We start from the raw sequence: 17240 nt of genomic DNA, 5'->3' as shown, positions 1-17240 counted from the left end.
GGGGCCGGCAGTCGGATCGGTTGCACAGACTTCCGGAAAAGAGCTACCCCTATACAGTCGGTAGGTGACCACGGACAACCCGTTCTTCGCCGCGAGTGACCTGCCGTATCAGCTGCCGCCCTTCGACCGCATCGAGACCGGGCACTACCTGCCCGCGTTCGAACGCGGCATGGCCGAGCAGCGGGCCGAGGTCGAAGCCATCGCCGCCCTGCCCGAGCCGCCGACGTTCGAGAACACCCTCGTCGCGCTGGAGCGCTCCGGTCGCGTCCTGCAGCGGGTGTCGGCCGCCTTCTTCAACGTCACCAGCTCCGACACCAGCCCGGACCTGCAGGACATCGAGTCGCGGGTGGTGCCCCAGCTGTCCGCGCACGGCGACGCCATCATGCTCGACCGCCGGCTCTTCGCCCGCATCGAGCAGCTGTACGACCAGCGCGGCACCCTCGAGCTGGACGGCGAGCCGGCGTGGCTGCTCGAGCGGTACCACACCGAGTTCGTCCGGGCCGGCGCCCGGCTGTCCGAGGAGGAGCACGTCCGGCTGCGCGAGCTCAACTCCGAGCTCGCGGCCCTCGCGACCGACTTCGGCAACAAGGTCCGCGACGAGATGAAGGCCAGCGCCGTCGTCGTGCGCGACGCCGAGGACCTCGCGGGGCTGTCCCCCGACGCGATCGCCGCCGCCGAGGTCGCCGCCCGCGACCGGGGCCTCACCGAGGGCTACGCGCTGAACCTGATCCTGCCCACGGCGCAGCCGGCGCTCGCGTCGCTGCAGAGCCGGGCGGTCCGCGAGCGGCTGCACACCGCGTCCGTCGCGCGGGGCTCCAGCGGCGGCGAGCACGACACCACCGCGTCGGTGCTGCGCATCGCGCGGCTGCGGGCGGAGCGGGCGCGGCTGCTCGGCTTCGAGCACCACGCGGCCTACAACATCGCCGACAACACCGCCCGCAGCGTCGGCGCCGTCCAGGAGATGCTGGCGAAGCTGGCGCCGGCCGCCGTCGCCAACGCCCGGATCGAGGCAGAGGACCTGCAGGAGACGATCGGCGACGCGTTCACCCTGCAGCCGTGGGACTGGGCGTTCTACACCGAGCGGATCCGCCGGGACCGCTACGCGATCGACGAGGCTGAGCTGCGGCCGTACTTCGAGCTGGAGCGGGTCCTGCGCGACGGGGTCTTCTACGCCGCCGGCCAGCTCTACGGGATCCGCTTCGAGGAGCGGCCGGACCTTCCGGCGTACCACGGCGACGCCCGCGTCTTCGAGGTCTTCGACCGTGACGGCGGACCCCTCGGCCTGTTCATCGGCGACTTCTTCACCCGCCCGTCGAAGCGCGGCGGCGCCTGGGCCAACGCTCTCGTGCCGCAGTCGCGGCTGTTCGGCACCGCGCCGGTCGTCGTCAACAACCTCAACATCAACCGGGCGCCCGACGGGGAGCCGACGCTGCTGACGCTCGACGAGGTGCGCACCCTCTTCCACGAGTTCGGTCACGCGCTGCACACCCTCTTCTCGCAGGTGCACTTCCCGAAGTTCGCCGGCACCCGGGTCCCCCGCGACTTCGTCGAGTATCCGTCGCAGGTCAACGAGGTGTGGATGCTGTGGCCGGAGGTCCTGGCCAACTACGCCACCCATCACCGCACCGGCGAGCCCCTGCCGCAGTCGGTGGTGGAGCGGCTGCAGGCGGCGGAGCAGTTCAACAAGGGCTTCGCGACCACGGAGTACCTGGCGGCGACGCTGCTCGACCTGGCCTGGCACACGCTCACCGTCGAGGAGGCGCTCGCGGTGACCGACGTGCTCGCCTTCGAGGCGGCGGCGCTGGAGCGGGCCGGGGTGGCGGTGCCGTTCGTGCCGCCGCGCTACCGGACCGCGTACTTCGCGCACATCTTCAGCGGCGCGGCGTACAGCGCCGGGTACTACTCCTACATCTGGAGCGAGGTGCTCGACGCCGACACCGTCGACTGGCTCACCGAGCAGGGCGGGCTGCGCCGGGAACTCGGCGACACGTTCCGTGACGGTCTCCTCGCCAAGGGCGGCAGCGCCGACGCGATGGAGGTCTACCGCGCGTTCCGTGGTCGCGATCCGTTGATCGAGCCGCTACTCAAACGACGTGGATTGATCAGTGTTCCTTAGGTTTTGTTAAGACGACTACCGGATGGGGCGCCGCGTTCCCTAAGCTGTCGCGGTGCGTGGCGCCACCCCCCGGCGTAGGCCCGCTGCCGCACGTCGCCTGCATTTCAGCAGGATGGCGCTGCTTGCCGCGATCAGCCTCGTCGCCTCACTGATCAGCGTCGGCGTCTCCTGGGCGATCTTCCCCAGCGAGCCGGCGGCGGTCACCGACGACACCTCGTTCGACTCGGCCAAGTTCTACGAGACGAACACCCGGGCGAACGCGGCCCGCGGGGTCGAGCTGGCGTCCGCGCCCGGCACGTCCCTGGTCCCGAAGCCCGTCGCCGGGCTCACCCAGGCGGCGACCAACAACGCGTTCATCGTCATCGAGGTCGGCCGGCAGATGGGCCTGCCCGAGCGCGCGTACGTCGTGGCGATCGCGACCGCGCTGCAGGAGACGTACCTGAAGAACATGGCGAACCCGAAGGTCCCGGCGTCGCTGAAGCTCCCCCACGAGGGCACCGGCACCAACTACGACTCGGTCGGCATCTTCCAGCAGCGGGTCAGCATCTGGGGCACCGTCGAGCAGCTCATGGACCCGGCGTTCGCGGCGGCGAAGTTCTACACGAGGCTGATGAAGGTCTCCGGCTGGCAGTCGATGAGCGTCACCGGCGCCGCCCAGGCGGTCCAGCGCAGCGCCTTCGCCAGCGCCTACGCCAAGCACGCCACCACCGCCCAGAAGATCGTGGACAGCCTGAACCAGTAGCTCGCGACACGTCTCCGAGGTCCGCCGGCGTCCGTGGACTGGTCCAACCAGTTGATGTGTGAGACAGTCGCGGCGTGACGTTGACGCCGGCTCCTCGCAGCTCCGTGTCCGACCACGTCTTCGCGCAGCTGCGGGACGCGGTGCTCAGCGGCGCCTACGCACCCGAGTCGGCGCTGCCCAGTGAGCGGGACCTCGCCGCGACGTTCGAGGTGAACCGGCACGCGGTGCGCGAGGCGCTGCGCCGGCTGCAGCAGCTCGGCCTGGTCAAGGTCAGCCAGGGCGGCGCGACCAGGGTCCTCGACTGGCGGGTGCACGCAGGCCTCGATCTGGCGATGTCCGCAGCGGTGGCCGGCGGCGACATCCTGCCGGTCGGCACCCTTGTCCGCGACATGATGGAGATGCGCGCCTGCCTCGGGGCCGACGCCGCCAGGTTGTGCGCGCTGCGCGGTGCACCTGCCGCGAAAACGAACGTGGCGGCCATGGTCGACGCGCTCGCCGCCGCGGCGCCGGACCTGGACCGGATGGGCGAGGCGAACGTCGCGCTGTGGCGGGCCGTCGTCGCGGGCAGCGGCAACACCGCGTACCTCCTCGCCTTCAACAGCCTCGTGAGCGGCGCGCTCGCCGTCGGGCACGTCCCGCCGCAGCTGCGCACCGCCGAGCTCCTCGACGTCGCCGGGCACCGCCTGCTCAGCGCGCACATCACCGACGGCGCCTCCTCCCTCGCCGAGGCGCAGGCGCGCGCCCTGCTCACCGCACCCCTGCTGCACCGGAAGGAAAGCCGAGCATGATCCCCGCCGTGCTCTATGCCGTGCCCGCGTTCCTGCTGCTCATCGTGATGGAGGCGGTGTCCTACCGCTTCCTGCCCGACGACGACGAGCGCGGCTACGAGGTCCGCGACACCACGACCAGCCTGTCCATGGGCCTCGGCAGCCAGATCATCGGCGTGCCGTGGAAGATCCTGGTCGCGCTCGCGTTCGCCGGCCTCTACGTCCTCACCCCGCTCAAACTCGACCCGGCCAGCCCGTGGACGTGGGCGCTGCTGTTCTTCGCCGACGACTTCGCGTACTACTGGTTCCACCGCCTGCACCACGAGGTCCGGGTCTTCTGGGCCGGCCACGTCGTGCACCACTCCAGCGTCTTCTTCAACCTGTCCACGGCGCTGCGGCAGAGCTGGACGCCGATGACCGCCACCCCGTTCTGGCTGTTCCTGCCGCTGCTGGGCATCCCGCCGTGGATGGTGTTCCTGCAGCAGTCGATCAGCCTGGCGTACCAGTTCTTCCTGCACAGCGAGCGGGTCGGCCGGCTCTGGGGGCCTGTCGAATGGTTCTTCAACACCCCCTCGCACCACCGCGTCCACCACGGCGCCAACGCCGAGTACCTGGACCGCAACTACGGCGGCATCCTCATCATCTGGGACCGGATGTTCGGATCGTTCGAACCCGAACGGGCGCGGGTGGTGTACGGCCTGACGAAGAACATCGGCACCTACAACCCGCTGCGGGTCGCCACCCATGAGTACCGCGACATCTGGCGCGACGTGCGCACCGCCGCCGGCTGGCGCGACCGGGTGCGCTTCGTCTTCGGCCGCCCCGGCTGGCAGCCCGCCGCATGAAGCTCCCGCTGGTGCTTTTCGGCTGCGCCGCCGTCGCCGAGCTCACGGGCGTCGCCATGTCGTGGGAGCCGTTGCAGTGGGTCGCCAAGCCGCTCCTCGCTCCGCTGCTGCTCTGGTACCTGATGCGCTTCTCGCTCATCGGGTGGGGCCTGGTCTTCGCGTTCGCGGGCGACGTGGCCCTGCTGGTGCCGGGCACCGTGCCCTTCCTGCTGGGCATGGCCTGCTTCCTCGGCACGCAGATCTGCTTCCTGCTGGCCTTCCTGCGCCGCGCTCCCCTGCACCGTCTCGCCGCGGCCGGCTACGGCGTCCTGTGGGCGGTGCTGAATGTGCTGCTCTGGCCGTCGCTGGGCGCTCTGCGGGTGCCGATCCTGGTGTACAGCCTCGCGCTGAGCGCCATGGCGGCCGCGGCGTTCGCCGTTTCGCGCACGGTCGCCGCCGGTGGCCTCCTGTTCCTGCTGTCGGACCTGCTGATCGGGCTGGGCGCCGCCGACCTGGACTTCGCCGGGCGCGACCTCATCGTCATGACCACCTACATGGCCGCCCTGTTCCTCATCACGACCGGCTTCGCCCGGAATCCTCCGCCCGCTCAGGCGATGGGTCCGGTGTAGGAGGCACGCAGGCGGAGCTTGGTCGGCCGGGCGTACTCCTCCATGGCGTGCGCCAGCCAGCCCGCGGTGCGGGCGACGGCGAAGATGGCCTCACCGGCACCGCGGGGCATACCGGCGAGGGTGGTGAAGAGGCCGAGGGCGAAGTCGACGTTGACCGGTGGGAGCCTGCGGCGGGCGGCCTCGGCGAGGATCGCCTCGGCCACCGCCAGGACCGCACGTTCACGGCCGCCGGCGGCAGCCCTGGCACCCGCGCCACGGGCATCGACGGCGGCGCGGGCGGCGCCTGGGCCGGCGGGCGCGGCGGGCAGGCCATCGGTGGCGCCCCGGTCGGCGGCGCCACCGGCGGGGGCAGCGCCCCGGGCGGTGCCGCTTCTGGCGGAAGGGGCAGCGCCCCGGGCGGTGCCGTTCCTGGCGGAAGGGGCGGCGCCTCGGTCGGCGGTGGAGGCGGCGCCACGGTCGATGGCGGGGTGGGCCGTGGCGGGGTGGAGCGCGGCGGTGATGCGGGTCAGGAGGGCGGTCGCGCGGGCGTCGCCCGATTTGTAGACGGCGTGACCGAAGCCGGGAACGCGTTCGCCGCGGCGGAGGCGCTGACCCATCACGGAGGCGGCGAGTGCGGGATCGGCACCCGCCTCGGCGAGCATGGCCTCGACGCCGAGCGAGGCGCCGCCGTGCAGGGCGCCACTGGTGACGCCGAGCCCCGCGGCGACGACGGCGTACGGGTCAGCGCGGACCGAGGCGGCAACCCGGGCGGCAAGGGTCGACGCGGCCAGCTCGTGATCGGCGAGCAGCACCATGACGAACCGCAGCACGTCGGCGAGCGCGGGGTCCGCGTCGGGTGCGGCGAGTTTCTCCCACAACCGCCACGCGATCGACCCCCCATCCACAGGCGATGTCTTGTCCACAGGCGGCGCATCAGCCGCCGCCCCGGCGCCGGGCCACGACCTATTCTCGGATGACACATCCACGGACGGCGCATCCGCGGGCGCAGCATCGACGGACGGAGCATCGACAGGCAGGGCACCTACGAGCAAGGCATCCGCAGGCGGGGCACCGGCAGGCGGGGCACCGGCAGGCGGGGCACCGGCGGGCAGAACATCCACGGGCACGGCATCGACGGACGGGGTGCCGGCGGACGGGGTGCCGGCGGACGGGGTGCCGGCGGGCAGGGCTTCGACGAGGCCGGCGATCAGGGTCTGGCCGGTGCGGATCACCGACTCCGGGTCCAGGGCCAGCCTGACGGGGTCGGCGGCGGCGAGGGCCGTCGTGATGACCTGGAGCCGCTCCAGCAGCAGGACACCCGCAGGCAGCCCGGCCTGGGCGGCGCGCGCGGCGGCGACCGCGTCAAGGTCGGCGGCCCATCCTTCGGAGAGGCCGTCACCAGCGCGCTCCTCAGAGCCGCCCCCAGAGCCGCGCCCAACGCCGTCCCCAACGCGGACCTCGGAGCCGTCCCCAGGGCCGCCCCAAACGTCGTCCCCAGCGCGGACCTCAGAGCGGCCCCCCGGACGGACCTCAGTGCGGACCTCAGGGCGGGCCTCAGCGGGGTCTTCGCCGGTCCAGAGCCAGGTGGCCGCGGCCTCGAACGACATCGAGCCGGCGAGAGTGATGGCGTCACGGCCGCGGAAGTACGCGCGGTCCGGGCCGAGCAGGGTCACCGCCGACTCGATCACCAGCTCGGACGGGGCGCCTGAGCGGTGCCTGGGGCGGCCGCGCAGGGCGAGGCGTTCGATCTCGTCGGCGTCGAACACGCTGCGCCCGTCGTCGCCCTTGCGGCGCGCCAGCACGCCCCGGCTGACATACGCATAGAGGGTGGCCGGTTTCACACCGAGCCGGCGGGACGCCTCGTCCGCCGCGATCCACCTGACCACGACACCTCCGTAGTTGATTTTCGTCAACGTTGACACATTCGTCGTACAGACGTCAACCTCGAAAGCATGGCACAGATTCATTTCCTCGACGTCACCAACCGTGACGGGGTGCAGACGGCCCGGACCGGGCTGTCGAAGTTCGGCAAGACGATGGTCAACTTCTATCTGGGCAAGCTCGGCGTGGCGCAGTCGGAGATCGGGTTTCCGTTCCTGTTCCACGAGGTGCCGTACGTGCGGGCGCAGACGGCGCTGCAGGCGGCCGGCGCGTTCGGCGACCTGCGGCTGTCGGGCTGGTGCCGGGCCGTCGCCGGCGACGTCGAGAAGGCCGCGCCGCTCGGGCTCCAGCATTACAACCTGTCGATCTCGACGTCGGACCAGATGCTGCGCGGGAAGTTCCGGGGCCGCCTGGATCGCGACGCCGTCGTGCGGGAGATGGTCGCCGCCGTACGCGCCGCGAAAGACGCCGGCGTGCGCACGATCGGCGTCAACGCCGAGGACGGGTCACGGACCGACGACGGGTTCCTCACCGAGTTCGCCCTCGCGGCCCGCGAGGCGGGCGCCGACCGCGTCCGGTACTGCGACACCATCGGCGGCGACACGCCCGGTCGCATCGGGGAACGCTTCGCCGCCCTCGCCGCCGCCACGGGCATGCCGATCGAGACGCACTGCCACAACGACCTGGGCATGGCCGTCGCGAACTCCCTGGCGGGCGCGTTCGGCGACCTCGCCGCGGGCCAGGACGCCTGGATCAACACGTGCGTCAACGGCATCGGCGAACGCTCCGGCAACGCCGACCTGATCTCCACGGTCCTGGCGCTGCGGTACGGCTTCGGTGTCCCCGACGGCACGACGATCGGCGACCCGCTCGATCTGCGATGGGCCCGCCGGTTCGCGTCCTGGGCGTCGTACGCCTTCGGCCAGCCCCTCCCCCAGCACCAGCCGGGCGTGGGGATCAACGCGTTCGCCCACGAGTCCGGCATCCACGCCGACGGCGCCCTCAAGGACCACCGCAACTACGAGCTCTACGACGAGGACACCCTCGGCCCGTTCCCGGACGACCGCCACACCCGCCCCGGCCGGCTGGTCCTCACCGGCGAGTACGGCGGCATGGCCGGCTTCCGCCACGTCATGTCCGACCTGGGCATCGAGGTCACCGCCGAGGACCTGACCTTCAAACTCGTCCAGCTCTGCAACGCCGCCACGGGCCGTTCCCTGACCGACGACGAGCTCCGCCTGATCGCCGCGTACCCGGACGAGCTCGCCCTGCTCTATCCGGGCTGCACCGACTAGAGCATCCCGTGTTCGATGATCCAGGAGAGGGACGCCGTTTCCTCGTACGAGAAGTCGAGGGAGACGATCACGGAGAAGCGGCGCTCGATCTGGTAGGGGGTGTAGCGGTGGACCGCGCAGTCCATCCAGACCGGGATGCGCGACGCCGGGTTGGCCAGGACGGCATGCTTGCCACAGCGGTGCTCCATGGGCGGCAACGCTAGCCACGCCGGCGGGAAAGCGTCAGCCTGCTGCCTGATACTCCATATGGTGTACGAGACGGTGCCTCCTCGCGGACGACGACCGGGCGCGGGCGCGGCCCTAGCGTTCGACACCATGACGAAATCGAAGATGGTCGCCGCGTTCGCCGCGGTCACGTTCATCGCCGTGCTGAGCGGCGCCGGGGACCACCTCGCCGAGGGGTCGCTGCCGCTCGCCACGTCACTGGCGGCGCTGCTGTGGGCGCAGGTGCGGTGGCCGCTCACCGGGCTGGTCACCGGCATCTGCGGGGTCGTCGCCATGCGCGTCGCCGAGCTGACCACCGGGGGCTGGCTGTGGCCGGTGACGCTGCTGTACGTGTCGGTGGTGATCGGACCGCGGCCGCGGCTGCGGGTCGTCGTCGGGATCGCGGCGCTGCACACGGTCATGGCGTTCAACCTGGAGTGGACGGTCCTGCGGCACAGCGCCGCCAGGACGTTCGCCGGGGTCGGGCCGGACCTGCTGTGGCTGACCGCGGCGCTCGCCGTGACCGTCGCGTTCGGCAACTGGCGGCGCTGGACGCGGACCGCGATCGAGGAGCAGCGCACCGCGGAGCGGCTCCGGGTCGCGCGGGAGGTGCACGACACCGTCGCACACACGCTCACCGTCGTGGGGGTGCACCTCAACGTCGCCGCGGACGCCCTGGAGACCGCGCCCGACGAGGCCAGGGCCGCGCTGCGCCTCGCGCAGGACGTCCGCCGCCGGGCGATGAGCGACCTGTCCTCGCTCGTCGGCGTGCTCCGCGACGACCGCCGGCCGCCCGCCGAACCGCTCGATCTGGACTCGCTGGTTGCCCGGGTACGAGAGGCGGGGCTCGACGCACGACTCGCCGTCACCGGTCCGGAGGCGCCGCTGCCGGTGCGCACCGCCGCCGGTCTGGTCGTGCGGGAGGCGCTGACGAACACCGTCCGGCACGCGAACGCGACCACCGTGACCGTCACAGTCCACTATGGACCGGTGACGGAGGTGACGGTCACCGACGACGGCACTGGATCACAGGCACCGGAAGGACACGGGCTCACCGGGATGCGCGAACGCGTCGAGGCTCTCGGCGGCTCGCTCACCACGGACGGCGGCGGCGGCTTCACCGTACACGCGACAATCCCGTCATGACCGGACCGGAGCGCAGCGGAGTGGCCGGGCATCATGCGCGCAGTATCGGGTCAGGGCGGCGCCGGAGCGCAGCGGAGGTGACGTCATGACCGTGAGCGTGTTGCTGGCTGATGACCAGGCCCTGGTGCGTGCCGGATTCGGCAGCCTGCTGCGGCGCACGAGGGACATCACGGTCGCCGGCGAGGCGTCCACCGGCGACGAGGCCGTCCGGCAGGCTCGCCGGCTGCGGCCCGACGTGGTGCTGATGGACATCCGGATGCCCGGCCTGGACGGGATCGCGGCGACCGGGCAGATCGTCGCGGACCCTGGCCTCGCCGGCACCCGGGTCGTCATCCTCACCACGTTCGAGACGGACGAGAACGTGTTCGCGGCCCTGCGCGCCGGCGCGAGCGGCTTCCTCACCAAGGAGGTCGAGCCCGACGAGCTGCGCCGTGCCGTCCGGGTCGTCGCGGCCGGCGAGGCGCTGCTGTCGCCGAGCGTGACCGCCCGGGTCATCGGCAGGTTCGCGCACCGCCCGGCCGGGCCGTCGCCGACCACCGACCGGCTCTCCGTGCTGACCCCGCGGGAGCTCGAGGTGGTCCGGCTCGTCGCCGCCGGGCTGTCCAACGAGGAGATCGCCAGGGAGCTGTTCATCAGCCCGCTGACCGCGAAGACCCACGTGACGCGGGCGATCGCGAAGGCCGGTGTCCGGGACCGGGTGCAGCTGGTGATCCTCGCCCACGCCTGCGGCCTGGCCGGCTGAGCGTCCCGTCATGCCGTCACGGCTTGTGCTGGTCGATCCCGTATCCGTTGCACTGCCGGCCGCCGTTGATGCAGTGGGCGACGAGGGCGGCCTGGCGGGCGGCGTCCCAGCCGTTCATGAAGTCGTAGTGGAACGACGCGCCGTTGCCCGAGGAGTACCGCAGCCCCGACGTGTCACCGCCGGGCAGCTTGTACGGCACCTTCATCTCGAACATGGGCAGCGGCACCGGGTTGGTGGCGGGGCAGCCGCCCTTCACCGGCCACACCACGTGTGACCTGTGGTCGGCGCTGTCGAGGCTGCGGCCGTCCCAGCAGCTCGGCGCCTGCATCCGCACGATCAGCGACGACCCGGCGGGGCACGACGGTGGGATGGCCTTGCCGAGATAGTCGCCGCAGTTCCAGGTGCCGGTGAACTGTTCGGCGTCCTGCAGCCGCATGTCGCCGACGATGAGCCGGAACCCGGCGGGGAACGGCTGCACGGTCCGGTAGTCCTTGACCCCGGACTTGTAGTAGATGGTGACCTTCTCGGGCTTCACGACGGCACCGTTGCGGGTGAGCGTCGGGAACCAGTAGGACGACGCGTCGAGGGTGTCCTCGCAGGACGTCCTGCCCTTCAGCAGCGTCTGCGGCGTGGAGGTCGCGTCCGCGGCCGGGTTGCCGACGAATGTGTGGTTGTGCGCGGCGCCCGCGAGACCGGGGAAGACGATCGGGTCGTCGCTGAGCCGGTGCGTCTCGGTGCAGTTGGCGTGGAACTCGCGGTACTGCGCCTGCGGCGGCTTGTCCGTGAACGTCTTGACGGGCGAGGCGGTCGCGGCCGGTGCCGGCGCCGCGGACGACTGACCGGACACCGGCGGCGCGGCAGAGGACGGCGCGACGGAGGACGGCGCCGGCTGGGAGATCACGACCGGTCCCTGGCTGGGATCGCACGCGGCCAGGAGCAGGCCGGTCGCGAGGAGAAGCCCGAGTTGTCTGCGCACGGTTGCGGTGCCTTTCGGTTCGACAGTGCCACCCGTACCGAACCTATGACCGGCCCGCCCGGCGGTCATGAGTCGAAAGTCCCGGTGCCGGGCCCGGCGCGGGAAATATGCGGCGACCGTGCCGGGATCCGCGGGTACGGTGGACGCATCATGACGGCGATGAGCAGGGCAGGCACGCGACGACGACGGTGAGCACACCGCCGCCGGTCCCGCTGTGCCCTGCCCGCTCCGTCACCCGTCTGGAGTCCCCACGATGGTCGTGCCGTCGTTCGCCACGCTGCTCGCCGCCCGGATCGCGGCGGCCTTCCCGTCCTCGGATTTCGATCCGCAGGTGCACCTGTCGTCGCACGCCGACCTGCAGGCCGACGGCCTCCTCGCCCTCGCCCGGACGCTGCGGCGCGATCCGCGGCAGCTCGCCGGGCACATCACCGATCAGCTGCTCCCGCATGGGCTCGTCGCGGACCTGCGGGTTGCCGGGCCCGGGTTCGTCAACGTCACCCTGACCGGCGATGCGCTGCTCGGCCGGGTCGCGCAGCGGCTCGCCTCCCCGCGGCTCGGGGTCGGATCCCCGCAGACCGGTGTGCGGACGGTCCTGGACTATTCGCATCCGAACGTGGCGAAGGAGATGCACGTCGGGCACCTGCGGTCCACGATCATCGGCGACGCCATCGCCCGGGTCCTGACCCACCTCGGCGGCGACGTCGTGCGGCAGAACCACATCGGCGACTGGGGCACGCAGTACGGGATGCTCATCCAGTACCTGGCCGAGCATCCTTCGGACACGTCGGCGCTGACCGAGCGGTACAAGACGGCCTACGCGCTCTTCCGGAGCGACCCGGCGTTCGCGGACCGCAGCCGGCGGCGGGTCGTGGCGCTGCAGGGCGGCGACCCGGACAGCCTGACCGCCTGGCGGTCGATGGTGCGGGAGTCGAAGCGGTACTTCACCGACGTGTACGAGCGGCTCGGCGTCCTGCTGACCGACGCCGACATCGCCGGTGAGAGCAGCTACAACCCGCTCCTGACCTGCGTCGCCGACTCGCTGGAGCGGCTGGGCGTGGCCCGGGTCAGCGACGGCGCCCGTGCGTGTTCACTGACGGCGACGCCCCGCTGATCGTCCGCAAGAGCGACGGCGGGTTCGGCTATCCGGCCACGGACCTGGCCGCGCTGCTGCACCGGGTCACCACCCTGCGGGCCGACCGGATCGTGTACGTCGTCGACGCCCGGCAGGCGCCGCACTTCCAGCAGGTGTTCGGCACCGCCCGGCGGGCCGGCTGGCTGCCCCCGTCTGTCGAGGCGGTGCACGCCGCGTTCGGGATGATGCTGGGCGCGGACGGGCGTCCGTTCAAGAGCCGGTCCGGTGACACCGCCCCGCTCGTCGGCCTGCTCACCGAGGCCGTCGAGCGGGCGACGACGGTCGTCGCGGCGAAGAACCCGTCGCTGGACGCGGCGGAGCTCGCGGAACGCGGCCGGGACGTCGGCATCGGCGCCGTGAAGTACGCCGACCTGTCCACCGGCCGGACCCGGGACCACCTGTACGACCCGGACCGGATGATGGCCCTGACCGGCAACACCGGCGTGTACCTGCAGTACGCCCACGCCCGGCTCCGCTCCGTCCTGGCGAAGGCCGGCGCCGTCCCTCCGGTCACGATCGACGCGCCGCTGCGGGATGTGGAGCGGGCCCTCATCCTGCGCCTGGACACCTTCGGCGACGTGCTCACCGGCGTCGCCACCACCTGCGAGCCGCACCGGCTGTGCACGTACCTGCACGACCTCGCCCAGACCGTGACCACGTTCTACGAGCGGTGCCCGGTCCTCAGATCCCCGGAACCCGTGCGGGGCAACCGGATCGCACTGTGCGCACTGACCGCGGACACCCTCGCGACAGGCCTGGACCTGCTCGGCATCGCCGCTCCCCCGCGGCTGTGACGGCGATCGGGTGTTCGCCGTCAGTCGTTGTACAGCGCCGCGCCGTTGAGGCGGTGGCGGACGGCGTCGACGCATTGGCGTGGGGTGGTGTTGAGCCAGCCGAGGAGGCCGTAGGCGAGCCTGCGGCGGCGCAGCTGATCGGGGAACTTCAGGGCCACGTACTGTTCCCGGCGCAGGAAGCGGCGCTGGGCGACGGTGAGGCGGTCGCGGTACTTGTGCCGGTAGCCGGCCAGGCCTGACGCGCGGACCGGACCGCGGGACGAGAGGCGGCGGCCCGTCCGGTACTGCACGACGAGCCGCTCCCGGACCACCGCATACGTGAGGCTCAGGTCGAGCGCGCGGACGAACAGGTCGAGGTCGTTGTTGACCGGCAGCCCGGCGTCGAACCCGCCGAGGCTCCGGAACGCGTCGGCGCGCATGACGAAGTTGCTGCCCGTGAGGCCGGGGTTGCGGTGCAGGCACGCGCCCGGCGCGACGACCTCCGGCAGCGACCCGCCGGGCCGCCGGTGCCCCGAGCGGCAGTGCCACGTCCACACCGCCGCGAAGTCCACCGTGGACCCGGGGGTGTCGAGCTCGGCCAGGCACCGGGCCAGGAACGTGGGGTGCCAGGTGTCGTCGTCGTCGAGGAACGCGAGCAACGGCGTCCCGGCCCGTGCGGCGCCGAGGTTGCGGGAGGCGCCGGCGGTGCAGGTGTGGGCCCGCACGTACCGCACCCGGTCGCCGAACCCGTCGGCAACGCTCTTCGCGGACCCGACGTCGTCGACGACGATGACCGCCGCTGGCCGCACGGTCTGCGCGAACACCGACCGCAACGCCCGCACCAGCAGTTCCGGGCGGTCGTGGGTCGGCACGACGCAGGTGACCGCCGGTCCGCGCCGGCCCCCGTCAGTCACGATCCGCCCCCACGAGATCAGTGGTGGCCCCAGGTTCGGCGCCCCCGGCGAGCGGGGCTTCCGTCTCCTCGGCGGGCGGCCTTGGGTCAACAGCGGGCGATGCCGGATCAGCGGCGGGCGAGGCAGGGCCGGCGGCAGCATCGTCGACCGGGACGACGGCGCGAGACTGGATCGGAACAGCCGGGCCAACGGCCTGGCGAGCGGAAACGGCCCCAGCCGAATTATCTGCAACCGGATTGACGGCAATCGCCCCGCCGGCAACCGGATCAACGGCAATCGAACTGCCCGCAACCGGACCAGCCCCAGCCGGACCGGGCCCACCCGGATGAGTAGCAGCCACGTCGACGGAAGCCGCGTCAACGCAAGCCGGATCAACGGCAACGGGATTGACGGCAACGGGATTAGCTGCAATCGGGTTGGCGGTGGCCGGATGAGACGGGGGCGCGGTGGCGGCTGGGTCGGCGGCGGCTGCTTCGTCGCGCCAGGGGCGGCCGAGGCGTTCGTGGCGGTGGCGGTCGGCGACGCGGGCGGCGCGGTAGAGGCGGACGTACAGGGCGGGGGCCAGGCGCATGAGCAGCACCGCCGAGGCGAGGACGGGCTGGCGGTGGCGCAGGGCGGTCCAGGCGTCGCGGGGGCGCAGGGTGCGGCGGGCGGTGCCGACGGCTTCCCAGGCGGCGGCGGACAGTTCGCCGGTGGAGGAGCGGGCGGCTGCGCCGGCGACGGCGAGGGCGCCGGCGCGGAGGCGGAAGTGCTGGCGGGCGGCGGGTGAGCCGGCGCCGGCGAGGACGAACAGGGCCTCGTCGACGGCGGCCGGGCGTTCCGTGGTGCGGGGGTTGAAGCCGGTGGCGGGGCGGCGGAGGTGGAAGTACGCGGGACCGGCGACGAACGCGACGCTCCGCGTCCGTAGCAGCAGCCATGCCATGACGGCGACGTCCTCGTGGCGCGGGCCGTGCGGGAAGGTGAGGCCGTCGAGCAGGGCGCGGCGGATGAGCTTGTTGGTCACGCCGGAGCGGATGCGGCGGTACAGGAACTCCTCGACGGCCTGCCGGCCGGTCCACACGGTGGTGGTGTCGCGGGGTGGCTGCGGCGGGCCGGTGACGCCGTCCTCCGTCACGGGCACGGTGCCGGCGACCACGATGTCGGCGCCGGGAGCGGCGGAGGTGAGCGAGGCGAGCAGTTCGGGGTCTACCCAGTCGTCGCCGCCGACGAACCAGACGTAGTCGCCGGTGGCGGCGGCCAGGCCGGTGTTGCGGGCGGCGGACGGCCCGCGCCGCGCGTCGTGCCGCAGCACCCGCACCGGGAACGGCGCCTCGACCGGCCCGGTGACATCGCCCGGCACCGCCTCGACCGCGCCGTCGCCCAGAAAGGACGCAACCGCGACGTCACCCGGAACAGACGCAACCGCGGCATCATCCGGAACAGACGCAACCGCGGCATCGCCCGGAACAGACGCAACCGGGGCGCCGTCCGGCACAGGTGCGACCGCGGCGCCGACGGGAGCGGGTGCGGGTGCGGGTGCGGGTGCGGGATCGGCGGTGGCGGCCTGGAAGGACGGCGGGAGCGGCGCTCCGGTGGCGTCGTCGACGACGATCAGGTCGACGGTGACGCCGTCCGGGACCCGCAGGGCGAGCACCGACGGCAGGGCGCGGGCGGTCCTGCAGACGGGCATGATGACGCTGACGGTGACGCTCATCGGCTGGTCACCTCCTCCGGGTCAACGATCAGGTGCGGGTCGCAGATGCGGGCCTGACCGGCGATCGGGCCGAGGACACCGGTGTACGCGTCGGCGAGCGCGGCGGCCTGCGCCTGCGGTGTGTGCCGGGCGGCGAACGTCTCCTGCAGCCGCGGCCGGGTCGGACGCCCGGTGGTGAGCACGGTGGCGAGTTCGGCGGCGACCGCCTCGGCGGTGCCGAGCGACGGGTCCAGGCCGAGGGAGTCCAGCGCGGGGATGCTGCGCGCGACCAGCGGCAGCCCGGCGGCGGCGGCCTCGAGCAGCGGCAGCGGGCAGCTCTCCCAGGCGGCGGTGTGCAGGTACACGTCGGCGGCGGCGAGACGGTTGCGCACCTCAGCCGGTGACCGCCAGCCGGTGACCCTGACCCCGGCCGCGCGCAGCGTCGCCTCCAGGCGTGGGTCGCCGCCGCCGACCCACGTCCAGGTGGCGCCGCCGTCGAGCAGTGCCTTGACGCGCAGGAGGAAGCTCGGGTCCTTCTGCGCCCCCACCCGTCCGACAGTGACGACCGACCCACCCGGGGAGGCCCCGGTGCAGTGGCGGGCGGTGCGGGCCCGGGTCGTGTTGGGCACGACGACCGCCGGCATGCCGAGGTCCTCGGCCAGGGCCGCCTCGCGGGGGCTGACACAGACGGCGAGATCGGTGGAGGCGGCCACGGCCCGTTCCGCCGCGTGCAGCGACCGCGTCAGCAGACGCGGGGCGGTGGTGCGTTCGAAGCCGAAGCAGTGCGGCGTGTAGACGATCGCGGGCCCGGTCACGGAGCGGGCGACCACCGGGATGACGGTGCGCCCGACGAACCCGGCCCGGGCGCCGTGCAGGTGCACGATGCGCGGGGCGACGGCGGGCAGCGTCTCGCGCAGCGCCCGGCCGAGCCGGACGGGCCCGCCTCCGGCGTCGCGGCTGCCGGCGAACAGGTCCTCGAAGCCCACCGGCGGGTCGCCGGGGGCCGCCGTGAGGGCGCGGCCGGCGCCCGGCCCGCGCCGGAACAGCAGGTGGTGCTCGAACTGCGGGGTCGAGCGGACGAACTCGACGATGGCGGCGGCGACGCCCCCGCTCATCGACCCGGTGACGTGCAGGATCCGCGGGGTCTCTCGCCGCATGGCCCGTCCTCCCCTCCAGCAACACCTGTACGGAGAGTATCAGTCAAACCACGCTATGTAGGCACAAACCACTCGTCACGCAAGAGCAACTGGAGAGCGCTCTCCGTCATAGCCTTAAATTCCGCTGAGGTACCCCCCGAATTGTGCGGTTTCGCACCGGCGAGGCGTCGCCACGTATTGACGGACCGGCCACGCGGGCGCAACATTTGGGAGAGCGCTCTCCAACGGCTCATCCCGCCACCCGGTTCCACGCCGACACCGGTGGCATGCGTGACCGCCTCACGCATGCCG

Annotated in this window: 16 protein-coding genes; 10 read left to right on the top strand and 6 right to left on the bottom strand. The window is 72.5% G+C overall.

The features are described 5' to 3' along the window. Positions 1–64 precede the first annotated feature (64 nt). The 5 genes from ABZS58_RS37165 (at position 65) to ABZS58_RS37145 (ending at position 5078) form a co-directional block, all read left to right on the top strand. Positions 65–2116 (top strand): M3 family metallopeptidase, encoded by a 2052-nt coding sequence (locus ABZS58_RS37165; protein WP_354788058.1) that lies wholly within the window; start codon positions 65–67, stop codon positions 2114–2116. Positions 2117–2228: 112 nt separating this feature from the next. Further along, positions 2229–2858, top strand: coding sequence for a hypothetical protein (locus ABZS58_RS37160; protein ID WP_354788056.1), 630 nt, complete (start codon positions 2229–2231; stop codon positions 2856–2858). 74 nt (positions 2859–2932) lie between these two features. Further along, positions 2933–3646 (top strand): GntR family transcriptional regulator, encoded by a 714-nt coding sequence (locus tag ABZS58_RS37155; RefSeq protein ID WP_354788055.1) that lies wholly within the window; start codon positions 2933–2935, stop codon positions 3644–3646. Beyond that, complete coding sequence (locus ABZS58_RS37150; protein ID WP_354788054.1) at positions 3643–4470, top strand: sterol desaturase family protein; 828 nt, start codon at positions 3643–3645, stop codon at positions 4468–4470. The genes ABZS58_RS37155 and ABZS58_RS37150 overlap by 4 nt, the downstream gene beginning before the upstream one ends. Further along, the gene (locus ABZS58_RS37145; protein WP_354788052.1) at positions 4467–5078 is read left to right on the top strand and encodes a lysoplasmalogenase family protein; all 612 of its coding nucleotides are present in this window, start codon (positions 4467–4469) and stop codon (positions 5076–5078) included. Before ABZS58_RS37150 ends, ABZS58_RS37145 begins: the two co-directional genes overlap by 4 nt. On the opposite strand, the gene ABZS58_RS37140 is transcribed toward ABZS58_RS37145, so the two are convergent. After that, positions 5057–6943 (bottom strand): citrate/2-methylcitrate synthase, encoded by a 1887-nt coding sequence (locus ABZS58_RS37140; RefSeq protein WP_354788051.1) that lies wholly within the window; start codon positions 6941–6943, stop codon positions 5057–5059. The genes ABZS58_RS37145 and ABZS58_RS37140 overlap by 22 nt on opposite strands. Before the next feature lie 66 nt (positions 6944–7009). Between ABZS58_RS37140 and ABZS58_RS37135 the strand changes: the two genes are divergently transcribed. Then, positions 7010–8233, top strand: a complete 1224-nt coding sequence (locus ABZS58_RS37135) for a hypothetical protein (RefSeq protein WP_354788050.1) — start codon at positions 7010–7012, stop codon at positions 8231–8233. On the opposite strand, the gene ABZS58_RS37130 is transcribed toward ABZS58_RS37135, so the two are convergent. Continuing rightward, a complete protein-coding gene (locus ABZS58_RS37130) occupies positions 8230–8421 on the bottom strand; it encodes a hypothetical protein (protein WP_354788049.1) in 192 nt (63 codons plus the stop codon). The genes ABZS58_RS37135 and ABZS58_RS37130 overlap by 4 nt on opposite strands. A gap of 127 nt (positions 8422–8548) precedes the next feature. On the opposite strand from ABZS58_RS37130, the gene ABZS58_RS37125 reads away from it, so the two are divergent. After that, complete coding sequence (locus ABZS58_RS37125; RefSeq protein ID WP_354788047.1) at positions 8549–9583, top strand: sensor histidine kinase; 1035 nt, start codon at positions 8549–8551, stop codon at positions 9581–9583. Positions 9584–9668: 85 nt separating this feature from the next. Further along, on the top strand, positions 9669–10325 hold the full coding sequence (locus ABZS58_RS37120; RefSeq protein ID WP_354788046.1) for a response regulator transcription factor: 657 nt from the start codon (positions 9669–9671) through the stop codon (positions 10323–10325). Positions 10326–10341: 16 nt separating this feature from the next. On the opposite strand, the gene ABZS58_RS37115 is transcribed toward ABZS58_RS37120, so the two are convergent. Continuing rightward, a complete protein-coding gene (locus tag ABZS58_RS37115; RefSeq protein WP_354788044.1) occupies positions 10342–11301 on the bottom strand; it encodes a DUF1996 domain-containing protein in 960 nt (319 codons plus the stop codon). 253 nt (positions 11302–11554) lie between these two features. Here ABZS58_RS37115 and argS (ABZS58_RS37110) point away from each other — a divergent pair, with 253 nt between their 5' ends. Beyond that, a complete protein-coding gene (gene argS, locus ABZS58_RS37110) occupies positions 11555–12412 on the top strand; it encodes an arginine--tRNA ligase (RefSeq protein ID WP_354788043.1) in 858 nt (285 codons plus the stop codon). Next, the gene (argS, locus tag ABZS58_RS37105) at positions 12385–13227 is read left to right on the top strand and encodes an arginine--tRNA ligase (protein WP_354788042.1); all 843 of its coding nucleotides are present in this window, start codon (positions 12385–12387) and stop codon (positions 13225–13227) included. Before argS (ABZS58_RS37110) ends, argS (ABZS58_RS37105) begins: the two co-directional genes overlap by 28 nt. A 20-nt stretch (positions 13228–13247) precedes the next feature. On the opposite strand, the gene ABZS58_RS37100 is transcribed toward argS (ABZS58_RS37105), so the two are convergent. Genes ABZS58_RS37100 through ABZS58_RS37090 form a run of 3 tightly spaced genes read right to left on the bottom strand, consistent with a single transcriptional unit; the run spans position 13248 to position 16949 of the window. Beyond that, on the bottom strand, positions 13248–14120 hold the full coding sequence (locus ABZS58_RS37100; protein ID WP_354788041.1) for a glycosyltransferase family A protein: 873 nt from the start codon (positions 14118–14120) through the stop codon (positions 13248–13250). Further along, the gene (locus ABZS58_RS37095) at positions 14113–15813 is read right to left on the bottom strand and encodes a glycosyltransferase family 2 protein (RefSeq protein WP_354788039.1); all 1701 of its coding nucleotides are present in this window, start codon (positions 15811–15813) and stop codon (positions 14113–14115) included. The genes ABZS58_RS37100 and ABZS58_RS37095 overlap by 8 nt, the downstream gene beginning before the upstream one ends. Further along, positions 15810–16949 (bottom strand): glycosyltransferase family 4 protein, encoded by a 1140-nt coding sequence (locus tag ABZS58_RS37090; protein WP_354788038.1) that lies wholly within the window; start codon positions 16947–16949, stop codon positions 15810–15812. The genes ABZS58_RS37095 and ABZS58_RS37090 overlap by 4 nt, the downstream gene beginning before the upstream one ends. Between the last annotated feature and the right edge of the window lie 291 nt (positions 16950–17240).

This window comes from Dactylosporangium sp. NPDC005555, from assembly GCF_040605635.1.
GTDB lineage: Bacteria > Actinomycetota > Actinomycetes > Mycobacteriales > Micromonosporaceae > Dactylosporangium.
The sequence above is the reverse complement of the archived record's forward strand: the minus strand, read 5'-3'. Positions and strand labels throughout refer to the sequence as shown.